Below are 15936 nucleotides of genomic sequence, written 5' to 3'. Positions count from 1 at the left end.
AGACGTATGGCTTATCTTGTGGTCAAGATAGCGCAGGAGACCATCATCGCCGCAGCTCAACCGCAACTTTCAGTCCGCAGCGCCAAGGCGCGCGATCTTGCGCGCCGGCTGGCACGACGCGAGAACCGCTCAATTGCTGATATTGTCGAGCGCGCGCTTGAGTCTTATGAGGTGCGGGAAGCTGGTCGAGAGCCGGCCGCCGCGTTCTACTCCCGCCTGGCCGTCCAGGTAGGGACGGATTTGGACCTTGAATCCGTGATCCGAGAAGGTCGCCGGCCCCATATCGGGGTCGATTTGTGATCTTTCTCGATACCAACGTCATTTCTGAGACCCTGAAAAAGGTCCCCGACGAGGCCGTCATCGCTTGGTTAGTGCGTTATGACGCTGAACTCGCCCTACCGACGGTAACTATCGCTGAAATAGCCTTTGGGATTGACAAGATCCGACCCGATGAGCGCGCGTCGCGGCTTGCCGAGGGGCTGATGAACTGGCGTAGGCGCTTTGCCGACAGGATTTTCGGGCTCACAGAGGAGGCGGCGCTTGCCTATGGCGAAATCATGGGCGGCGCGGTGCGGCAGGGCAGGCCGATGTCGGCGCCAGATGGCATGATCGCGGCAATTGCCAAGGTGAATGGTGGTCGGCTCGCCACACGAAACCTTGCCGATTTCGAAACGACGGGGCTCAACCTGGTCTCGCCCTGGGCGTTCTGAACGCCGCACCTACCAGGTGCTGACTCAGCCAGACTGCCTTGGTCAGCACTTTCAGTGCGCTCGATGCCGGCCAGAGTAGTTGCCGCTGGTGGCAATATTGGGCGTTCGGACGGTCGATCCGTTCAGCGCACTGCGGACCTGGTTTAGGGCAGGGGACTGCACAACTGCGGCGATAGCCGTGATGGCGCTACGCAGTCAACGGATCGTTGATGCCGATTTGTGCGAGGGAGCATCCCCGATGAACCTGCAAATTCGTGATCCGCGCGCCCATTTCGGCCCCTGGACGCCTACGCTCTCGAGAGCGCATCATCCAGAAGGTCATTGACAATCTCAAGACTGTTTGGCGCTACGTCCAGGTATTCTGGCATAATCATCAACTGTCCGATCGTTGATGCGACAAACGCCGGATTAAGTTGCTGGAGACGCGCCCGCGTGGCCGCGACATGATCAGGATATTTTCTTAGCGCGTGGACCACTTCAGCCCGATGGGTCCGTGCGGCAGCTGCAATGTCGAAGATATCGCGAGCTTGGGCCTGGCCTCCACGGTGGTAGACCTTCTTGGCAATGATCTCCGAAATCGTCTCAAGCCTCACCGGGCGGTTCTCGACGCCACGGATTTGGAAGGGTTCGTCGGTCAAGGCGCCCGCAAGAATGAAGTCGATCTCTCCCAAATCGCCAAAGGCGAACTTCTGAAACCTGGCACCATCACCCCCGTACTCAGCCAGGTTGGCCGGCACCGTCAGGCTACCTTTCGACGGGTCGAGAAATCCCAGCAACTGCGCATCGTCGAGAAAGATATCGACGTCATGGCTTTCGCGGTGACCGATCTGGATCATCATGGCGGTCCCGCCCCCGAATGACCACGTAAAGTCATAGCCTCCGGTCAGATACCGGACCTGATCAAGCAGTCCGATGGCAATACCAAAAAGCTGGCGCCACTCGGACGGCCGACGGTCAGAGCCGATATCGGTCATGCGGCGAGTTTATAGGTCTCACCTGTCCACTTGGAAAAGGTTGACGCAAATTTGGCGAGGTCGTCGCTGGAAATGTTGTATGCCGCTGCAAACTCAAGCTGCCAGTCGACCGGCACTTCGCCCAGAAACGACGAGACCTGCCCGGAAAACGTCTTGGCCAAGTCGAGGTCGGAAAGACAATGGGCAAGCCCGGCGCCATCCAGCTGTTTGCTGTAGGGTGCGTTTACGGTAGTCAGCACGGAAATCAGATGCTTGCTCATAATGGCGTCAGCTTAGTCAGTTTGGGGCTTTGCGGCAAGTTGCGCTCATTGGTGGGCCGGCAGGGGAGGGGGGCGCTATAGCCCTGCAGCTTTCGTCAGGTTGACACGAAACCGATCGCGACGACGCTGATAGCGCCGGGTCATCTCGGCCGAGGCGTGTCCGAGCTGCTTCTGCACATAGCGCTCATCGACCTCAGCTGACGAGGCGAGGCCGGCGCGCAGCGAGTGTCCAGAGAATTTTCCCTGGCGCTCGCCTTCCGAGAGATCGCCGCGGACACCTGCAGCAACGGCCGTGCGCTTGACCAGGCGCGCGACCTCCTGGTCACGGAGCCGTTCAGGTCCCACCTTCTTGCCCCCGCCCGTCACACGCCGGAAGAGGGGACCGTGAGCAATTCGCCCCAGTTTGAGCCAGGTTTCTAGCGCCGCTACTGGACAGGTGCTATCCGACGATCCCCGTCCAATCTCGACCTCACGCCAGCCGTTTTTGCCGCGCAGGGTCAAAACCATCCCGCGCTCTAAGATCTCGATCCAACCGCGCCCGTCCTCGGTTTGCTCATCAGCGATATCGAGCCCCACCACTTCCGAGCGCCGGAGGCCCCCGGCAAAGCCCAACAGCAGGATCGCACGATCGCGCAGTCCGCGCAGGCTGCCGCGATCGAGGGTTTCGAGCATAGCGATGAGATCCTCCGGCAGCACGGCTTCCTTCTGAACCGGTGGGCGGCCATGGGTGTTGCGGATGCCGTCGAGGACAGTGGCAATATGGCGGTCGCCGCGGTCGAGCCGCTCGCCAAGCTGGCGATAGTGCCAGGAGAGCGCGGATAAGCGCCGCTCGATGCTGGAGACAGCGGCCGGCTTCCGATTGCTCGTTGCGGCACCGGAGGCACAGGCTGTGATGTAGAGGCCGACAATCTGCGGGTCAGGCGGTTGCTGATCGAGACCCTGGCGCCGGCACCAGGCGCCGAAATGCTTCCAGTCGGAATCGTAAGCGCGGCGCGTGTTTGGCGAACTGGCTGCTTCGACATACTCTCGGGCGCGATCCGCGAGCGCTTCCAGATGTGCGGGCAGGGCAGACGCGCTTTGCGGGGCAGGGGAGAGCACCTCGGCCGAGGGATCGTCGTTTTCGGCCGTTTCGACATCGCCGATTGTTGCTGGTGAAATTCCGACGGGTAGAGGCGTGCTCTGTGGTCGAGCAGAGCCGTGCTGGGGGTCGTTTTCGGTGCTCGCGTCGAGATTTCGGGCCATTCTCTCTATAATGAGCAAAACGAATGATAATGCAAGATTATCGGTCATCCTAAATTGCCGACAGGTGGGGCGTTTATGTGCATAATCGATGGCCATAAGCGCCGTGACGTGTTAGCCTGCCGGCATGAAATCGCGCGCTGATTTGCTGGTTATCGATCCTTCGCTGATGCCCAAAGTGCCCGTGTGGGCGCGGCAGCGTGGTCTGGTGTCGCACGATGCCGATGCGGCCTATCTGGCTGGTGCAGCTCTGAATTCCTTGGATAATCTGGTGCGTCAAGACCTGCCCTGGGCCGGCGCGTGGCGGCAGCGGCTGGCCCTGCAGAGCGCTGCCGCGGCGGTGAATTTGACCGGCCGGCGTGAGGATGAATCAGCCCTGCGCGATACCTATTTTCTACGGGGCCCCGGCGACGATCCTGGCCCCGCGGGGCACATCCTGATGGCCTGGCGCCGATTGGCCAGCCGTACCACCGGATGCGATGAGGAAAAGGTGCGCCCGGTCGCCGAACAGCATTTTGGCCTGCACTGGGATGACGGTCTCGCCGAGGTCGTCGCCAATGCGGAGGATATGGTGGTGTCGTCGCGGCCGGCGCCGGTGCTGGCGGCCGAAATTGCCGCCACCGTCTATCGGGCCCGACCCGATGCCGAATTATTGGGCTTCTGGCTTGCCGACATGCTCCTCGCCCAGAAGTTCAGATGGTCCGTTCCGGTGCCGCTGCTGATGGGACAGGCGGTCTCGCCGGTCTTCAAGTCCGGCGAAAACAGGAAGCGCATCCGGCCGGGAGCGGAGGGGTGGGGCAGGGCGGTGTTTTTGGCTTGCGCGGCGGCGGCGGCAGAAGCCTGCGATCTCGGCGCCGATTTGGCGCAGCGAGCCGCAAGACTGACGGAGGTGGCGCCAAAGCTCCGCGCCAAGGGTTCTGGTGACGTCATCAAACTTCTGTTGTCGGATGATGCGGTACCGGGCTCTTGGTCGAGCCCAAAGCTGTCGGCGCGCGGCGCCCGACGGCTGTTCGATCGGCTGGGCGAGCTCGGTGCGGTGCGTGAACTCAGCGGTCGGCCGACGTTCCGGCTTTACGGCTTGTGAGGCAGGGCAAATCAATGGCAAGGCGCAAACGCACGGATGCCGAACCGCCAATCTTCGATGCCGAGTTGGCCGATATGCCGGCCGACCTGCGCTGGTGCGAATGGATGAACCGCATCGAGGCGGTGCTGTTCGCGGCGCCAAAGCCGGTGGATCGCGAAGCCCTGGTGCGGGTGGTTGGACGCGACGCCAGCATTGACCTGCTGATCGACGACATCCGCGAAGCGCTGCGCGGCAAGCCCTATGACGTGGTCAGTATCGCTGGGGGCTGGGCATTCCGCACCAGAACTGCCTATGCCGATGCGATTGCTACCTCTGCTGCGGTGCCGGACAGGGCGGTTGATCTGACCCAGAACGAGGCCATGGTGCTGGTGTCGATCGCCTATCACCAGCCGGTGACGCGGGCAGGGGTGTCGGAAATCCTGGGACGCGAGGTGTCGCGCGACGTAATCGGGGCGCTGCGGGACAAGAACATGATCACCGCGGGACCGCGCAGCCCGACCGCGGGAGCGCCGTTCACCTATGTGACGACGAAGGGGTTTTTGGAGCATTTCGGGCTCGACACTTTGCGTGAGCTGCCCGGCCTGAATGAGCTAGAGGATTCCGGGTTGATCGGCTCAGCCGGAGTGAGCCGCGAGTACATGTCGGCTGCGCTGCGGGCGGCAGACGATGCAGCTTCGGACGGTCGCTAGATGGCCATAGCAGAGCGAAACGTCCTCTGTGCGTCGTCAAGGGCAGTAGCCCAGATTAGAGCCTGCTGTGCCCCGCCTGAATTTATGGTCAAGAAGGAAGAGTAATCGTCATTGGCCGTAATCCATCCGATCCGACGCCCCGTCGATCAAAGAACTTGCGCCGATGAAATAGTTGCCCCAAGTTTGAACAGTGGGGGAAAATGTGCAGAGTTAATGAGTTAGCCATACAAAGGCATGCGAACAGCGGCCCGACAGCTCGGGATTCGTCAGACCACCCATTCCATTGGCGAGGCGAGAGCTCGCTCGTCGAGCTGTCATCGTGACGCATGGTAACCAAGCTGATCTGGCTACTGTGGAATGGCCCTCAGTCGATCTGGCTAAGCCCGCAGAAGAAGGCGGCCCAAACGCCCGAGCTGGGTTTAATTATCAAGATGAAATTGCGGTCGGATTCTTCCTTGAGATGTTGGAGCTGCCATCTCTCCTGAAAATTCACTGTGAAACTCATGATGACATTGTGCTGGTTCGTCAGGGTGACACCCCGGCTGGCTGCATAGCTGAATTCGTCCAGGTTAAGGCAAGCGAGCAAGACAAGCTTTGGTCTGTCGCTGATCTGTGTCAGCGAAAAAAGAGCAAAGCGGGGACGTCGATTTTCGAAGGATCGCTGGGGCGAGACAAGCACAATGAGATCGCCCGATTTAGGCTAGTAACTCTGCGACCGGTCGTTACCGCCCTAGAACCGCTCACCTTGCCGTTGACGGCAGCCGCTCGGGACGTGACCTCTGAAGAAATGGTAGCGTTAAACTCTGAATTGACGTCACGATTTCCCGACTTCACCTCGCCCAAAGGGAACGTTTCACTGTATTGGCTGCGGAATTGTCTTTGGGATCAGCGGCACAGCGAAAAATCAGTCCAAGATGATAACTTGGTGCGACTGGTGCGGCATGCATTGAAAACCGGCGCTAACATCCTTTTCGAGCAGGCCGAAATTCTGCTGCAGGATCTCCGCTTGTGGGCCAAAACGGCCGGTGATGCCAAATGGGACAAAGACCCTGCCAAGAAAATCATTACACGAGACCAACTCCTGTCTTGGTGGGAAAGCCGTATACAGGACCTAATTGACGGCCTCTCTATGGCCGCCGGGGGAAAGCTCGCGGATAAGATGGACGACGCGCAGCTGCCGGACGAACTTGTGGGCCTGGCATTGGACCTTCGACGGAGCTACGCCGCGGAGTCGCGGGCGCCACGATACTTGGATCCGGGGGATGTGGAGAGGCTGCAGCGCCGTGTGCAGTCTGAAGTTATGTCCCTTCGTGCGCGCTATGTGGCGGGACAGATTGATGTCGAAGGATCAGCGTTTCATGCGCTTTGCCTTGATCGAATGGACGAAGTGAACAGTGAACGCAGTGCTGGTGAGGAAGATCGCTCTGCCTTCCTAAAAGGCTGCATGTACGACATCGCTGATCGATGCCTTCTCCGCTTCGCGAGACCGGGGCAATGAGGGCTCTTAACCGGGTCGGCATGCAACCGGCCAGCCTGCCCCTCTCGGCAGACGACATCGTAGAATTTCATGCCGCCAGGTTACTATTATTGCTCCATGTTTGTGGAATCTCAGGCCGCATCGATGGGCTCACTAAGATGGCCAAACTGGACTTCTTTTCGCGCTACCCGGATTTCTTCGAGACCGCAAGTCTAGTCGTAGCATCGGGAGTTGAAGAACAAGCAGACGCGGCCGGAAAGTTCAAAGCAACTGTAGAGTCTGCGATGGTCAGACATCACTATGGTCCATGGGACAAACGTTACTACCATGTTCTCGCACATCTCGAAGCGAAACGGCTTATCTCGGTCGCTAAGCACGACAATTCCTATCGCCTTGCGTTGACAGAACTAGGGAGATCTCGGGCAAAAGATCTCTCAAACCGAACATCATTCGGACCCTTGGTGGAAAGAATGCGAGATATAAAGAAAGTTTTTGGCAGCAAGAACGGTACATATTTGAAAAACCTAATTTATCGGATCTTCGACGAGGAAGTTGGACGTCGGCCCATGGGGGAACTTATCGGATGACCACGTCGAAGTTTCTATCACTTGCTAGTTTGGAGCGACGTTTATCGACCGGTAACATGGAAAGCCTGGACTTCAAGACGGGCGTGAATTTGCTCGTTGGCGCACCGAACACCGGAAAGACGAAGTGGTTGCAGACACTCGATTTTTTGTTGGGGGATACTGGTGACAATCCCTTTGACGCGGAGGAAACTGGGCTCGCAGCCAAATACGATGCCGCCGCCGCCCATGTTCTGATCGCTGGTAAGTCCTTCTTTATCGAGCGTCGCTGGCGAGAATCCGGCGCCAAGACTAAGGTTTTCGTTGATGGAGCGGGGATGCCGCTCAAGGAGTTTCAACATTGGCTTTTGGCGCAACTCGGTATCCCTAGCCTGAACTTCCCCAAGGGCAATCCCATGTCGGGGCAGACATGGCCCGAGCTGAGTTTTCGCATGTTGCTACGCCACATTTACCGCCAGCAAAGATTCTGGAGTGGCATCGCTGATCAGCAGCCAGACGGTGAACAGCACGCGAGCCTTCTGCAGTTCTTAGGTCTCGCAGAGCAGATCTACACTGATGATTATGGGCGGCTGATCACGCTCAAAATGGAGGTAGAGCGACTGAAGTCTCGACGCGAGCAGTATAGCAGTACTTTAGAGGATCTGGCCCGAGACATTCTCTCCGAACCCGGGATGAGCGTCAGCGTGAACGCCGGCACAATCCGTGCTGCACATGAGCGGCTTGGGCGCGATGTGGAGCAGCTCCGCGCCCAACGCACCAGCGTTTTAGAGGACGCTAGAGACACAGCTGTTTCTTCAGAACGTCTCGGACATGTCCAATACTTGGGCGAGAGGCGAGCCGATATACTCGCGAGATTGGAGCAAAATCGCCGGCAAGTTGTTGCCGTCACGGAGCGCTTGGCTGACTTGGATCGGTATCGCCATGATCTAGCGGACGAGTTAGACCGCATCGCGCGCGCTGAGGACGCGGGAGAGATTCTTGCTGACCTCCGTATCACCCACTGTCCCGCTTGTGATCAGGCTGTGGCTGGGGACAAGGGCGATGGTCATCACTGCTTTTTGTGTCATCAACACCTGCCTGCGGAACCGCTTATTGAAGAACTTGGAGCTGTCCGCCTTCGCTTTGAGCGAGAGCGTATCGCTGCCGAGTTGCAGGAAGCAGACGAACTTCTCCTGGTTCTCGGTAAGGAGGCCATGACCCTTGCTAACGAGGCCGCGGACGCTGGTGAGGTACTCAGAGGTGTCGAAAATGAATTGGCTCCTGTGCGGAGTGCAGTTGCTGCACTGGCCCAAGAGAATGTTAGCGCTATTGACATGGCTCTTGGCCAGGCAAGTGAACGAGAAAGACAAATTGGCCGTATCGCCTCTGCCTTTGAAATCGGTGACGACTTAACCGCCCGCGTTAAAGAGGTCGAGGAGCAAATTGAGCCACTTCAGCGGATCGTGGATGAGGCGGCGCGTGCTTCGGATTTCGACGCGGCGGCGGCTAGGCTTGAGGACGGGATGAATGCGTATCTCAACGCACTAAACGAGTTACGCCCGAATGTGTGGCGGCACAGCCCTGTGAAAATTGACCTATCGAGATGGAGTTTCACGATGCGCGTCGGCTCTAAGCGTTGGAACTCCGCGCTTGGGGGCACAGATACACTCTACTTTCTGATGGCCTATCATTACGGGCTGCTCAGCCTCAGCGATGGTGCAACGAGCCACTACCCCGGACTTTCGATAATCGACGTTCCCGGTGAATTCTCTGGCGAGGCCGTAGAAGACAAGGAAAATTTCATCGTGCAGCCCTTCATCGACCTACTGCAACAAGAGCGGTTCGCCGGGGCTCAGCTGATAATGACCGGTGCATCGTTTGCTGGGTTGACTGGCGTGCACTCTCACCGCCTGACTCATGTTCATTTGGCCTGAGGGATGTAGATCCCAGCGGCCGATGCTGCACTGGCTCGGGGCCGGTAGCGTGCGGCCCAAAGATCGCTGCTAAAATCGGTCGTACCTATGACTGTTCGTCCCGCTAGCGTCGGAACGGTTCGCTGAACAATAACAATTCCGATGCAAGGTTGAAGGGGCAGCGATTGGCCGAAACGATTTTTTTGAAACCCGGGCTGCCTGCATTGCCGGCGGATTTAATGCTTGCTCGGGACCACGGCGAAGTTCTCTTCATCGTAGGTGCCGGCGTGTCCTATCCCGATCCGTCCTCGCTACCGGACTTCGGCGGCCTGGTGGCGCAAATCTATGCAGAGGTCGACCCGACAATGTCGGAGCCGATAGACCGCATAAGAGCCGGGGGGGAGCAGTGGGCCGATATCGAGACCATACTGACCGACCTGCAGCGAACCGAGCTGAAGTTTTTCCAGCAGAACGAATTCGACGTGGTGTTGGGGATGCTGGAGCGCCGGATCGATGACGACCCGACTAAGGATGGCAGGATGCGGGCGGCAGCCGAAAAGGTCCTATCCAAGGCGCGGGCGCACAACGCGTTGCACTCCGCGCTCGTGACCCTTGGACAACGGTTCGGCGAGGCGCTGCTGGTTACCACCAATTTCGACAGACTTCTCGAGGCCGCCGCCAAGGCCGCAAGGATACCCTTTTCCGCATCGGCATTGGGCCAGATGCCGAACCCGAGTCGAGCCAGCGAGTTCTCGGGGATCATGCACATACACGGGATGTTGCCGCATCACCGGCAACCGGGGTCGCAATTGATCCTGACGGATCGAGACTTCGGCGATCACTATCTCAGGCGCCATACCGTCACGTCGTTCCTGTACGACGCCGCGAGGATATTTAGTCTGGTGCTTGTCGGGTATAGCGCCAATGACTCGCCAGTCCGCTACTTGCTAAACGCCATCGCATCGGACGAGCGTCACTTTGTCGATCTCAAACCCCGCTACGCTTTTGTCGGTTGCGATCCGAACGACACGCGTACGCCGGCAGAGTGGACTGCCCGTGGCATAATTCCGATCGCTTACAACAGGGCCGACGGGCATCGGGCGCTTGGTGAAGTGTTGACGGAGTGGTCGCGGGTGATCCCGTCCGATCAAAACAAGAAGCCGAACAGGGCGCGATTGAAGGAAATCTCGAAATTGTCACCCGGCGCCCCGGAGGCAGAGGTGGCCAAATCCTTGCTTTGGTACCTCGTTCGTCGGTCCAATCCGAGCGAGCGCATCGAGTTGATCGAAACTCTGTCGAAATTCGGCGCCGACCCGCTCTGGCTGACTTTCGTCAACGGGGTGATACGCCGACCCGAAGAGGGCCCGCCATGATGCGCAGGATGGCGCCGGCCGATATTGAGAACGGAGTCGCGCAGGTCACTTGGACATTTGTCAAAGATCGCCTCGCCAGCCGTCCGATGCTGTTATGGGCGATTGACCTAACATCCGAGGACGTGACAGAGCGAGGCGCCATCCGCGAGGCCTTCGATCGCAGTGAGGCGAAGCTGCCCGAGCCTTATCGCCAGGCCTGGCGGCAGATGTTCCAGTTCTGGGCTCGACCGGACTCCGCCTCCGCATATGACCGATTGCTTCTCAAGAAGAGCATGGTAGAGCGCGGAGCATTGCGGGAGAATGTTCGGCTCATTGTCGACGCCGTCAGGCCTTGGGTGAAACTGGAACCCAGGGACAGGCTCGAAGCCTTCTATGGTAGCAAGAGCCCCAAAACGCCGAAGAGTGTCGGCGATCTATTGTGGGCGTCGATCTCCAGCGGCGATGCGCTCACGCCGCAAGAGCTGGAGATGAACTCAATCGATGACGTGGCTTTCCTGGTCGAATTGGGAAAGGCGCTGGACGCCGCATTGTTTAGCGGACTGTGCTCAGCTCGGGACATCGACTCGATCACCGACGACTTCGACATAACGCGGGTTAGCGTCCGGCGGGTGTATTTCGTGGACGTTTCCGAGCACCCGCCGGGAGGCGGAGAGCCCGATCGCCATGCGAACGGGTTTGCCCCTTGCGCTAAGCTGCTGTCCGCTGTCGTGGAGCGTCTTGCCGACCTCGATGCGACAGCTGCCCGTAGGTTGGTCGCGTCGTTCGCCGTTGAGAGCTGGGAATTGTATAGGCGCTTATGGGCTGCTGCCGCTCGAGATACTTCGCTCGCCTCGCCACCGGAGGTCCAGAGCTTTTTGAAGTCCCTTTCGGACAAGGAATTCTGGGTTGCCGACAATTACCCGGAGATCGCCGAGCTGCGCGCAATCCGGTGGAGTTCCCTCTCCGACATGGCCAAGGCCGAATTGGAGGGGCGGATAAGGAAAGGGTTCCCGCGCAATCTGCTATCGAAGCGCTTGTCGAAGGAGGAGCTCTCGATGACGAGTGTCCGGCGCGCGGTCGCCGAGTTCAGGCGCATCGAACTCGCGGGCAGCATCCTTTCGTCACGTTCCGCATCGTGGATCGAAAAGCAGGTTGCCGCTATGGAGTCGCCGGTGGTGATGTCATCGGTAACCGCCGGTTTCAACGCCGGCGTCAGAATAGAGTCCCAGCCTCTTCCGAGCGGAGGGGACTTCGAAGCCATGGGCCGTGACGAGTTGCTGCCGGCAATCGATGCCGCACTCAAGGAAAGCGATGATTGGGACGATCGCAGCGTAGGGGCGTCGAGATTCCTGGGCCGACATCTGGATATCGCGCTGGAATTAATCGCAGAAGCCGGCGATCGTACCGACTTGTTGCGCAGGCTATGGAAGGCCATCGGCTACTATTCGCGCCCCGCAGATCTCAATGCGATGCCCGACAAGGCGGATCAGGCGGCGTCGGAGACTGCCGAACTGGCGGAGCGAGTCCTGTCCGCTATCGTGGGCATCGACGATAGCCTGGCTTACGACGTCATTGACGCACTCGCCGCCTGGATGGACAGCTGGGATCGAATGCTCGGCAAGACGAGCAGCTTTCTTCCTGCGTGGCGGATGCTCTGGCCATTGGCGGTCAGGGCGGTGAACGCTACCGACGTGGAGGATCGACCACTTCGCGAACGTTCCTTTTCGTCGCCCGTCGGACGGCTTACCTCCGCCCTGGTGCAGGCGCTACCGGACCTGACCTCGGATTCCAAGCTGCTCGACGCGGAGCCTTGGCCGACCATTCTCGCCGAGGTGGGCGATGCCGGTGACGAGGCAGGCCTGCAAGCCCGCTTTAGGTTGGTGACCTCGATCAGCTACTTCTACCACGGCAGTCCAACCTGGACCTTGGCAACGTTGGTGCAGCCGTTGCGGGGGGCCAGCGGGAATGCCCTCGAGCTTTGGGGCGCCTTTGGCGAGGCCCGGTTGCCTCAAGCCGAGGTAATGCAGGTCGTCGGGCCCGCTCTGGCATTGGCTGCCGCGAATTCCGATTTGGGCGACGACGATCGGAGACGCCTGTCGGCACATGTAATTTGGTCCCATCTCCTGCCGAGAGTACCGAAGCCATACTCGGCCTCGGTACCCGTAAACTTGACCCAACAGATGCTTCGCATGGGCGGCGACGTCGTTAGGGCTGCCGCGATTCGGGCTTTAAAGGATTTCTTGGCGGCCGCCAAAACACTTAACATGACGGGGGGCACGGCATTTACCTTGGTCAAGAGCATATTCGAGCAGGTATGGCCTCAGGAACGGACGTTGAATTCCGCAAAAGTTTCAGATGCGCTCGTGGAACTGCCCGCAGCGGCAGGCGACGCTTTTGTGGACGCGGTGGCGATGATCCTACCTTACCTCACGCCGTTCGATTGCTGGTCGCTGTGGGAGTATGGGGTATGGGCTCATCAGGACGACGAGAGGGCAATTCATCACGTCGATACGCCGGAAGCAGCCGGGGCATTCCTGGCCATGCTGGACCGCACTATCGGCCAACAAGATGGCGCCAGGGTTCCCAATGGTCTCGACCGAGCACTCAATCATATTGCGTCTAAAGCGCCTGGCCTTGAAAGAGATCCCAGGTACCAGCGACTTCTAACGCTGTCGCGCCGGTAACTCCGGCCTAATTCCAGACACGGGTCGTCGCTGCGCAGGTAACAGTCGTCTGATCGAATATGAGTAAGCGCCGCTCTAACGGCGCCGGTCGTCCTCCACTCGTCACCAATATATGGCGACCACCTCGACATCCAGCAGGGCGGGCGGCTGCTCCATGTTCGGCTCCAAGTGCGCCACATTGCGAGAGCGGACCGCCGAAGCCGTTCCGGATACTGCCTGTTTGCGGGCGGACTGCCTCAAAGCCAAGTCTTGCTCCGGACTGATTGCCAGCGGAACCCAACTCTCGACCAACTGCCTCATCATTCGGAAAGCCTGACGCTCCTGAACCGCGTTCAACTGCTCCGAGCAGCTGTTTTCGATGAATTCAGTTACTACGGCCTTCTGGTCCTTGCTGGCGGTGTACTTCGCGACCTTCAGCAGTTTCGTCGAGTAGTGCTTCAAAGCTCGGCGGATGACCTCGTTCACCGGAGCTTGCGCGTTCGGTCGTTGTTGGGGGTTTACCGAGAGCAGGCTCGCTTCATTGATCTGTTGGACGAAATCGGGCGCGATCGTTTTGAACAGGTCCGCCAATTTGACCGGCGTCCATGTGGGCTGCAGTAAGCTGCGGGAGACTCGACAGAGGATCGTGAATTCGGCTTGGGAGAACAATACGCGCCGAATGTCTTTCCAGTACGCCAAGTGCTCGGTGACCCCTACGATTATCAAATGTCGGCTGGGTAGATCGAACTTCTCAGCGATCGCCTTGTGCACCAGCCATTCCTGTCCGCTCACTGTCGCCACGCGGTAATCAACAGCCTCGCCGCGGATGGGAATGAGCCCGGCAAGGAGTTTGCTCAGGATCCGGTTCAATGGTTGCACTTCAGCGAGCGCCTTGCCGGCATCAGGCGCCAGTTTGCCTGGGAAGTCCTCGGCCATACCGGCGAATTCCGTGACCATTGTGCTCATGTGGAACACCGGGTCCGCGGAGAGCTTCACTCGAAATTCCACCAATTCGCCACGGCGCAGGTGTGCGGCGCCTATTGCGCCTGGCGAAGGCGAGCCAGCAATCACCTCGTCCAACTCTGCGGCATCCGGCGGCGCCTCCGCTACTTCGATCAGGCGAAGGCCGTCAATGGCGAGTAGTTCGCGGAACCACGATTGCACGGTGGCCTTCCGCGAAGTCTGAAGCGTGCTGCTGTTGCTGGTCTGATATCTGGATCCGACCTCAGCGTTCAACACAGGCGAGGTGGCCCCAAAGCCGCCGGTTATCTCCGCTTCGGCCGCTCTCGTAATTTCATCGGAAGTGCTGTCGGTGACCCCACCAGTCTGCGAAGAGAGCAAGCTTCGCAGACTGACCTCGTCGAGATAGACGAACTCTCGCAAGAGACTGCGATTCAAGACAACGACAGGGGGAGGCGCAGGTTTTCTCTTGCTGAATAAACGCTTCAACCGCTTCAGGACCCTCATGCGGAGTCTCCCGCGGTTTCGCCTCGCCTGGGACGAGAAGCAACGCGTTCGAAGGCCTGATCCATATCCTCCCCCGCAATGAAATCCCGTTCATCTCCGGCCGCAATCAGCGCGGCCTCGCTCCACAGCGAGGTGAGTTTAGCAGCAGCCCATCCCTCAGTGGCGCGGGCTATTTCGCCGAAATGAAGGTCATCGGATATTCTGTGGGTTCGTGCCGAGACGAGTAGGATCTGAAGCCTATCCTCCAAAGTCGGCAGACCGAATTCGATCTCCCAGTCGAAACGTCCCGGTCTGGTCAATGCGGGGTCGAGCGAATCCACGCGATTGGTAGCAGCGATGACCACGAGGTTGCGCCCTTTGTCGTCGAAGCCGTCCATCAACGTCAGCAATTGCGCGACGAGCCGCTTCGACGCCTCGTGCGAGTCCCCAGTTCGCCGCTCCGCGATGCTGTCGATTTCGTCGAAAAAGATTATGGCCTTTTCGCTTGGATGATCTGCCGCGTCCTCGAATATCCTGCGTAGCGTACCTTCCGAGCCACCGACCCATTTGCTCACTATCGAGGGCCCGCTCACCAGAAAGAAAGCAGCTCCGGATTCGGCGGCGACGATCCTGGCCAAGAAGGTTTTCCCCGTTCCCGGCAGACCTGTGAAAAGAACCCCCTTCACGGGCCTTGCGCCGATCTTGTCGAGAAGGTCCCGCCGGTTCAATTGCGTTTCGATGAGTTCGCGAGCACGATCGATGACGTGCGGATACCCGCCGAAGTCCGCGAACGTCAGTCGGCTGGCAACGCTTTCGACCAGAAAATCCGAGGTCGAATAGTCAATCTCCGGCTGACCCCTGGCACTTCTGATCGGCTGGTCCGAGAGCGACCGCACTATGCCGTCTATGTCGTTGTATTCAACGGTGCTTTCCGGAGCGACCACGATGTCCAAGGGGTTTGGGATCGGCACGATCCGAAAACCATCATCGAGCAGCACAGTACCGTCCTCCATCACGGTCTTTACGATCGCGGTGGAGTTGTAGGTCGTCCAGGCATCCGAGTCGGCTTGCCGCCAACGATTCTCGGTCAGGAGGAGAACGTCACTGACCTCTGGCAGGTCTCCGGTCATGCCCGTCCATTGCACCGTGCGCCCGTCGAGCAGACGGGCGTGCATCACGCCGGCTCGGTGATCGATCTTGACGACCTTTGCCAGATTGCCGGTGACGGGTGGAGAATCCTCTTCATAGTCCACGCAGTCACCTTGATCGTGAGGGAAGCTTTCGCTGGCCGTGAATAGTGGCGCCGCTCTCGGGCTGAGTGGGTGAAAATATCGAACCAAGAGCAGAGCTGCTCGACCTACCAACAACTTAGACGGACCGATGGGACGAATGCAATATAGCCGCATCGTGCGTCGGTCGGACACGCTGACGTTGCCCCCTGCGCCTAATCCAGTTTGAAGTAGGCTCTGGCCCCATCAGAAGGACCAGAGATGAAGCGAAGCAGGTTCACCGAAGAGCAGATCATTGCGATCTTGAAGGAGCAGGAGGCCGGGGTCCCGGTTGCCG

15 protein-coding genes are annotated in these 15936 nt (G+C 59.1%); 10 read left to right on the top strand and 5 right to left on the bottom strand.

Annotated elements, in window-relative coordinates:
- Positions 1-6: 6 nt before the first annotated feature.
- Both IH615_RS21045 and IH615_RS21040 read left to right on the top strand, forming a co-directional pair.
- Positions 7-300: a plasmid stabilization protein gene (locus tag IH615_RS21045; RefSeq protein WP_291365095.1), complete on the top strand. Its 294-nt coding sequence runs from the start codon at positions 7-9 to the stop codon at positions 298-300.
- Positions 297-710, top strand: a complete 414-nt coding sequence (locus IH615_RS21040; protein ID WP_291365094.1) for a type II toxin-antitoxin system VapC family toxin — start codon at positions 297-299, stop codon at positions 708-710. Before IH615_RS21045 ends, IH615_RS21040 begins: the two co-directional genes overlap by 4 nt.
- A 287-nt stretch (positions 711-997) precedes the next feature.
- Here the strand turns inward: IH615_RS21040 and IH615_RS21035 are convergent, their stop codons facing one another.
- The 3 genes from IH615_RS21035 to IH615_RS21025 form a co-directional block, all read right to left on the bottom strand.
- Complete coding sequence (locus IH615_RS21035) at positions 998-1684, bottom strand: nucleotidyl transferase AbiEii/AbiGii toxin family protein (RefSeq protein ID WP_291365093.1); 687 nt, start codon at positions 1682-1684, stop codon at positions 998-1000.
- Positions 1681-1944 (bottom strand): hypothetical protein, encoded by a 264-nt coding sequence (locus tag IH615_RS21030; RefSeq protein WP_291365092.1) that lies wholly within the window; start codon positions 1942-1944, stop codon positions 1681-1683. The genes IH615_RS21035 and IH615_RS21030 overlap by 4 nt, the downstream gene beginning before the upstream one ends.
- A gap of 75 nt (positions 1945-2019) precedes the next feature.
- The gene (locus IH615_RS21025; protein WP_291365161.1) at positions 2020-3186 is read right to left on the bottom strand and encodes a site-specific integrase; all 1167 of its coding nucleotides are present in this window, start codon (positions 3184-3186) and stop codon (positions 2020-2022) included.
- Positions 3187-3310: 124 nt separating this feature from the next.
- Between IH615_RS21025 and IH615_RS21020 the strand changes: the two genes are divergently transcribed.
- The 7 genes from IH615_RS21020 to IH615_RS20990 all read left to right on the top strand — a co-directional run bounded on the left by IH615_RS21020 (position 3311) and on the right by IH615_RS20990 (position 12945).
- On the top strand, positions 3311-4267 hold the full coding sequence (locus tag IH615_RS21020) for a DUF1403 family protein (RefSeq protein WP_291365091.1): 957 nt from the start codon (positions 3311-3313) through the stop codon (positions 4265-4267).
- 14 nt (positions 4268-4281) lie between these two features.
- Positions 4282-4956: an SMC-Scp complex subunit ScpB gene (locus tag IH615_RS21015; protein WP_291365090.1), complete on the top strand. Its 675-nt coding sequence runs from the start codon at positions 4282-4284 to the stop codon at positions 4954-4956.
- A 319-nt stretch (positions 4957-5275) separates the two neighbouring features.
- Complete coding sequence (locus IH615_RS21010; protein ID WP_291365089.1) at positions 5276-6454, top strand: dsDNA nuclease domain-containing protein; 1179 nt, start codon at positions 5276-5278, stop codon at positions 6452-6454.
- Positions 6451-7020, top strand: a complete 570-nt coding sequence (locus tag IH615_RS21005) for a hypothetical protein (protein WP_291365087.1) — start codon at positions 6451-6453, stop codon at positions 7018-7020. Before IH615_RS21010 ends, IH615_RS21005 begins: the two co-directional genes overlap by 4 nt.
- Positions 7017-8930, top strand: coding sequence for a hypothetical protein (locus IH615_RS21000; protein ID WP_291365086.1), 1914 nt, complete (start codon positions 7017-7019; stop codon positions 8928-8930). Before IH615_RS21005 ends, IH615_RS21000 begins: the two co-directional genes overlap by 4 nt.
- Before the next feature lie 164 nt (positions 8931-9094).
- Positions 9095-10282, top strand: coding sequence for an SIR2 family protein (locus IH615_RS20995; RefSeq protein WP_291365084.1), 1188 nt, complete (start codon positions 9095-9097; stop codon positions 10280-10282).
- A complete protein-coding gene (locus IH615_RS20990; RefSeq protein WP_291365083.1) occupies positions 10279-12945 on the top strand; it encodes a hypothetical protein in 2667 nt (888 codons plus the stop codon). The genes IH615_RS20995 and IH615_RS20990 overlap by 4 nt, the downstream gene beginning before the upstream one ends.
- A gap of 102 nt (positions 12946-13047) precedes the next feature.
- Here IH615_RS20990 and IH615_RS20985 read toward each other — a convergent pair whose 3' ends face one another.
- Together IH615_RS20985 and IH615_RS20980 are read right to left on the bottom strand one after the other, a co-directional pair.
- Positions 13048-14391 carry a hypothetical protein gene (locus IH615_RS20985; protein ID WP_291365081.1) on the bottom strand — a complete coding sequence of 448 codons (1344 nt, stop codon included), beginning with the start codon at positions 14389-14391 and terminating at the stop codon, positions 13048-13050.
- Positions 14388-15623 (bottom strand): AAA family ATPase, encoded by a 1236-nt coding sequence (locus IH615_RS20980; protein WP_291365079.1) that lies wholly within the window; start codon positions 15621-15623, stop codon positions 14388-14390. The genes IH615_RS20985 and IH615_RS20980 overlap by 4 nt, the downstream gene beginning before the upstream one ends.
- A gap of 237 nt (positions 15624-15860) precedes the next feature.
- Between IH615_RS20980 and IH615_RS22280 the strand changes: the two genes are divergently transcribed.
- On the top strand, positions 15861-15936 hold a 76-nt coding region (locus tag IH615_RS22280; RefSeq protein ID WP_366484651.1), incomplete at its 3' end, for a transposase.

This window comes from Devosia sp. (genome assembly GCF_014860165.1).
Taxonomy (GTDB): Bacteria; Pseudomonadota; Alphaproteobacteria; order Rhizobiales; family Devosiaceae; genus Devosia.
The sequence above is the reverse complement of the archived record's forward strand: the minus strand, read 5'-3'. Positions and strand labels throughout refer to the sequence as shown.

Bases quoted from the DNA above. Each gene is read 5' to 3' on its own strand.
- IH615_RS21045 (WP_291365095.1), top strand. From the start codon at position 7: ATGGCTTATCTTGTGGTCAAGATAGCGCAGGAGACCATCATCGCCGCA.
- IH615_RS21035 (WP_291365093.1), bottom strand. From the start codon at position 1,684: ATGACCGATATCGGCTCTGACCGTCGGCCGTCCGAGTGGCGCCAGCTT.
- IH615_RS21030 (WP_291365092.1), bottom strand. From the start codon at position 1,944: ATGAGCAAGCATCTGATTTCCGTGCTGACTACCGTAAACGCACCCTAC.
- IH615_RS21025 (WP_291365161.1), bottom strand. From the start codon at position 3,186: ATGGCCCGAAATCTCGACGCGAGCACCGAAAACGACCCCCAGCACGGC.
- IH615_RS21020 (WP_291365091.1), top strand. From the start codon at position 3,311: ATGAAATCGCGCGCTGATTTGCTGGTTATCGATCCTTCGCTGATGCCC.
- IH615_RS21015 (WP_291365090.1), top strand. From the start codon at position 4,282: ATGGCAAGGCGCAAACGCACGGATGCCGAACCGCCAATCTTCGATGCC.
- IH615_RS21005 (WP_291365087.1), top strand. From the start codon at position 6,451: ATGAGGGCTCTTAACCGGGTCGGCATGCAACCGGCCAGCCTGCCCCTC.
- IH615_RS21000 (WP_291365086.1), top strand. From the start codon at position 7,017: ATGACCACGTCGAAGTTTCTATCACTTGCTAGTTTGGAGCGACGTTTA.
- IH615_RS20990 (WP_291365083.1), top strand. From the start codon at position 10,279: ATGATGCGCAGGATGGCGCCGGCCGATATTGAGAACGGAGTCGCGCAG.
- IH615_RS20985 (WP_291365081.1), bottom strand. From the start codon at position 14,391: ATGAGGGTCCTGAAGCGGTTGAAGCGTTTATTCAGCAAGAGAAAACCT.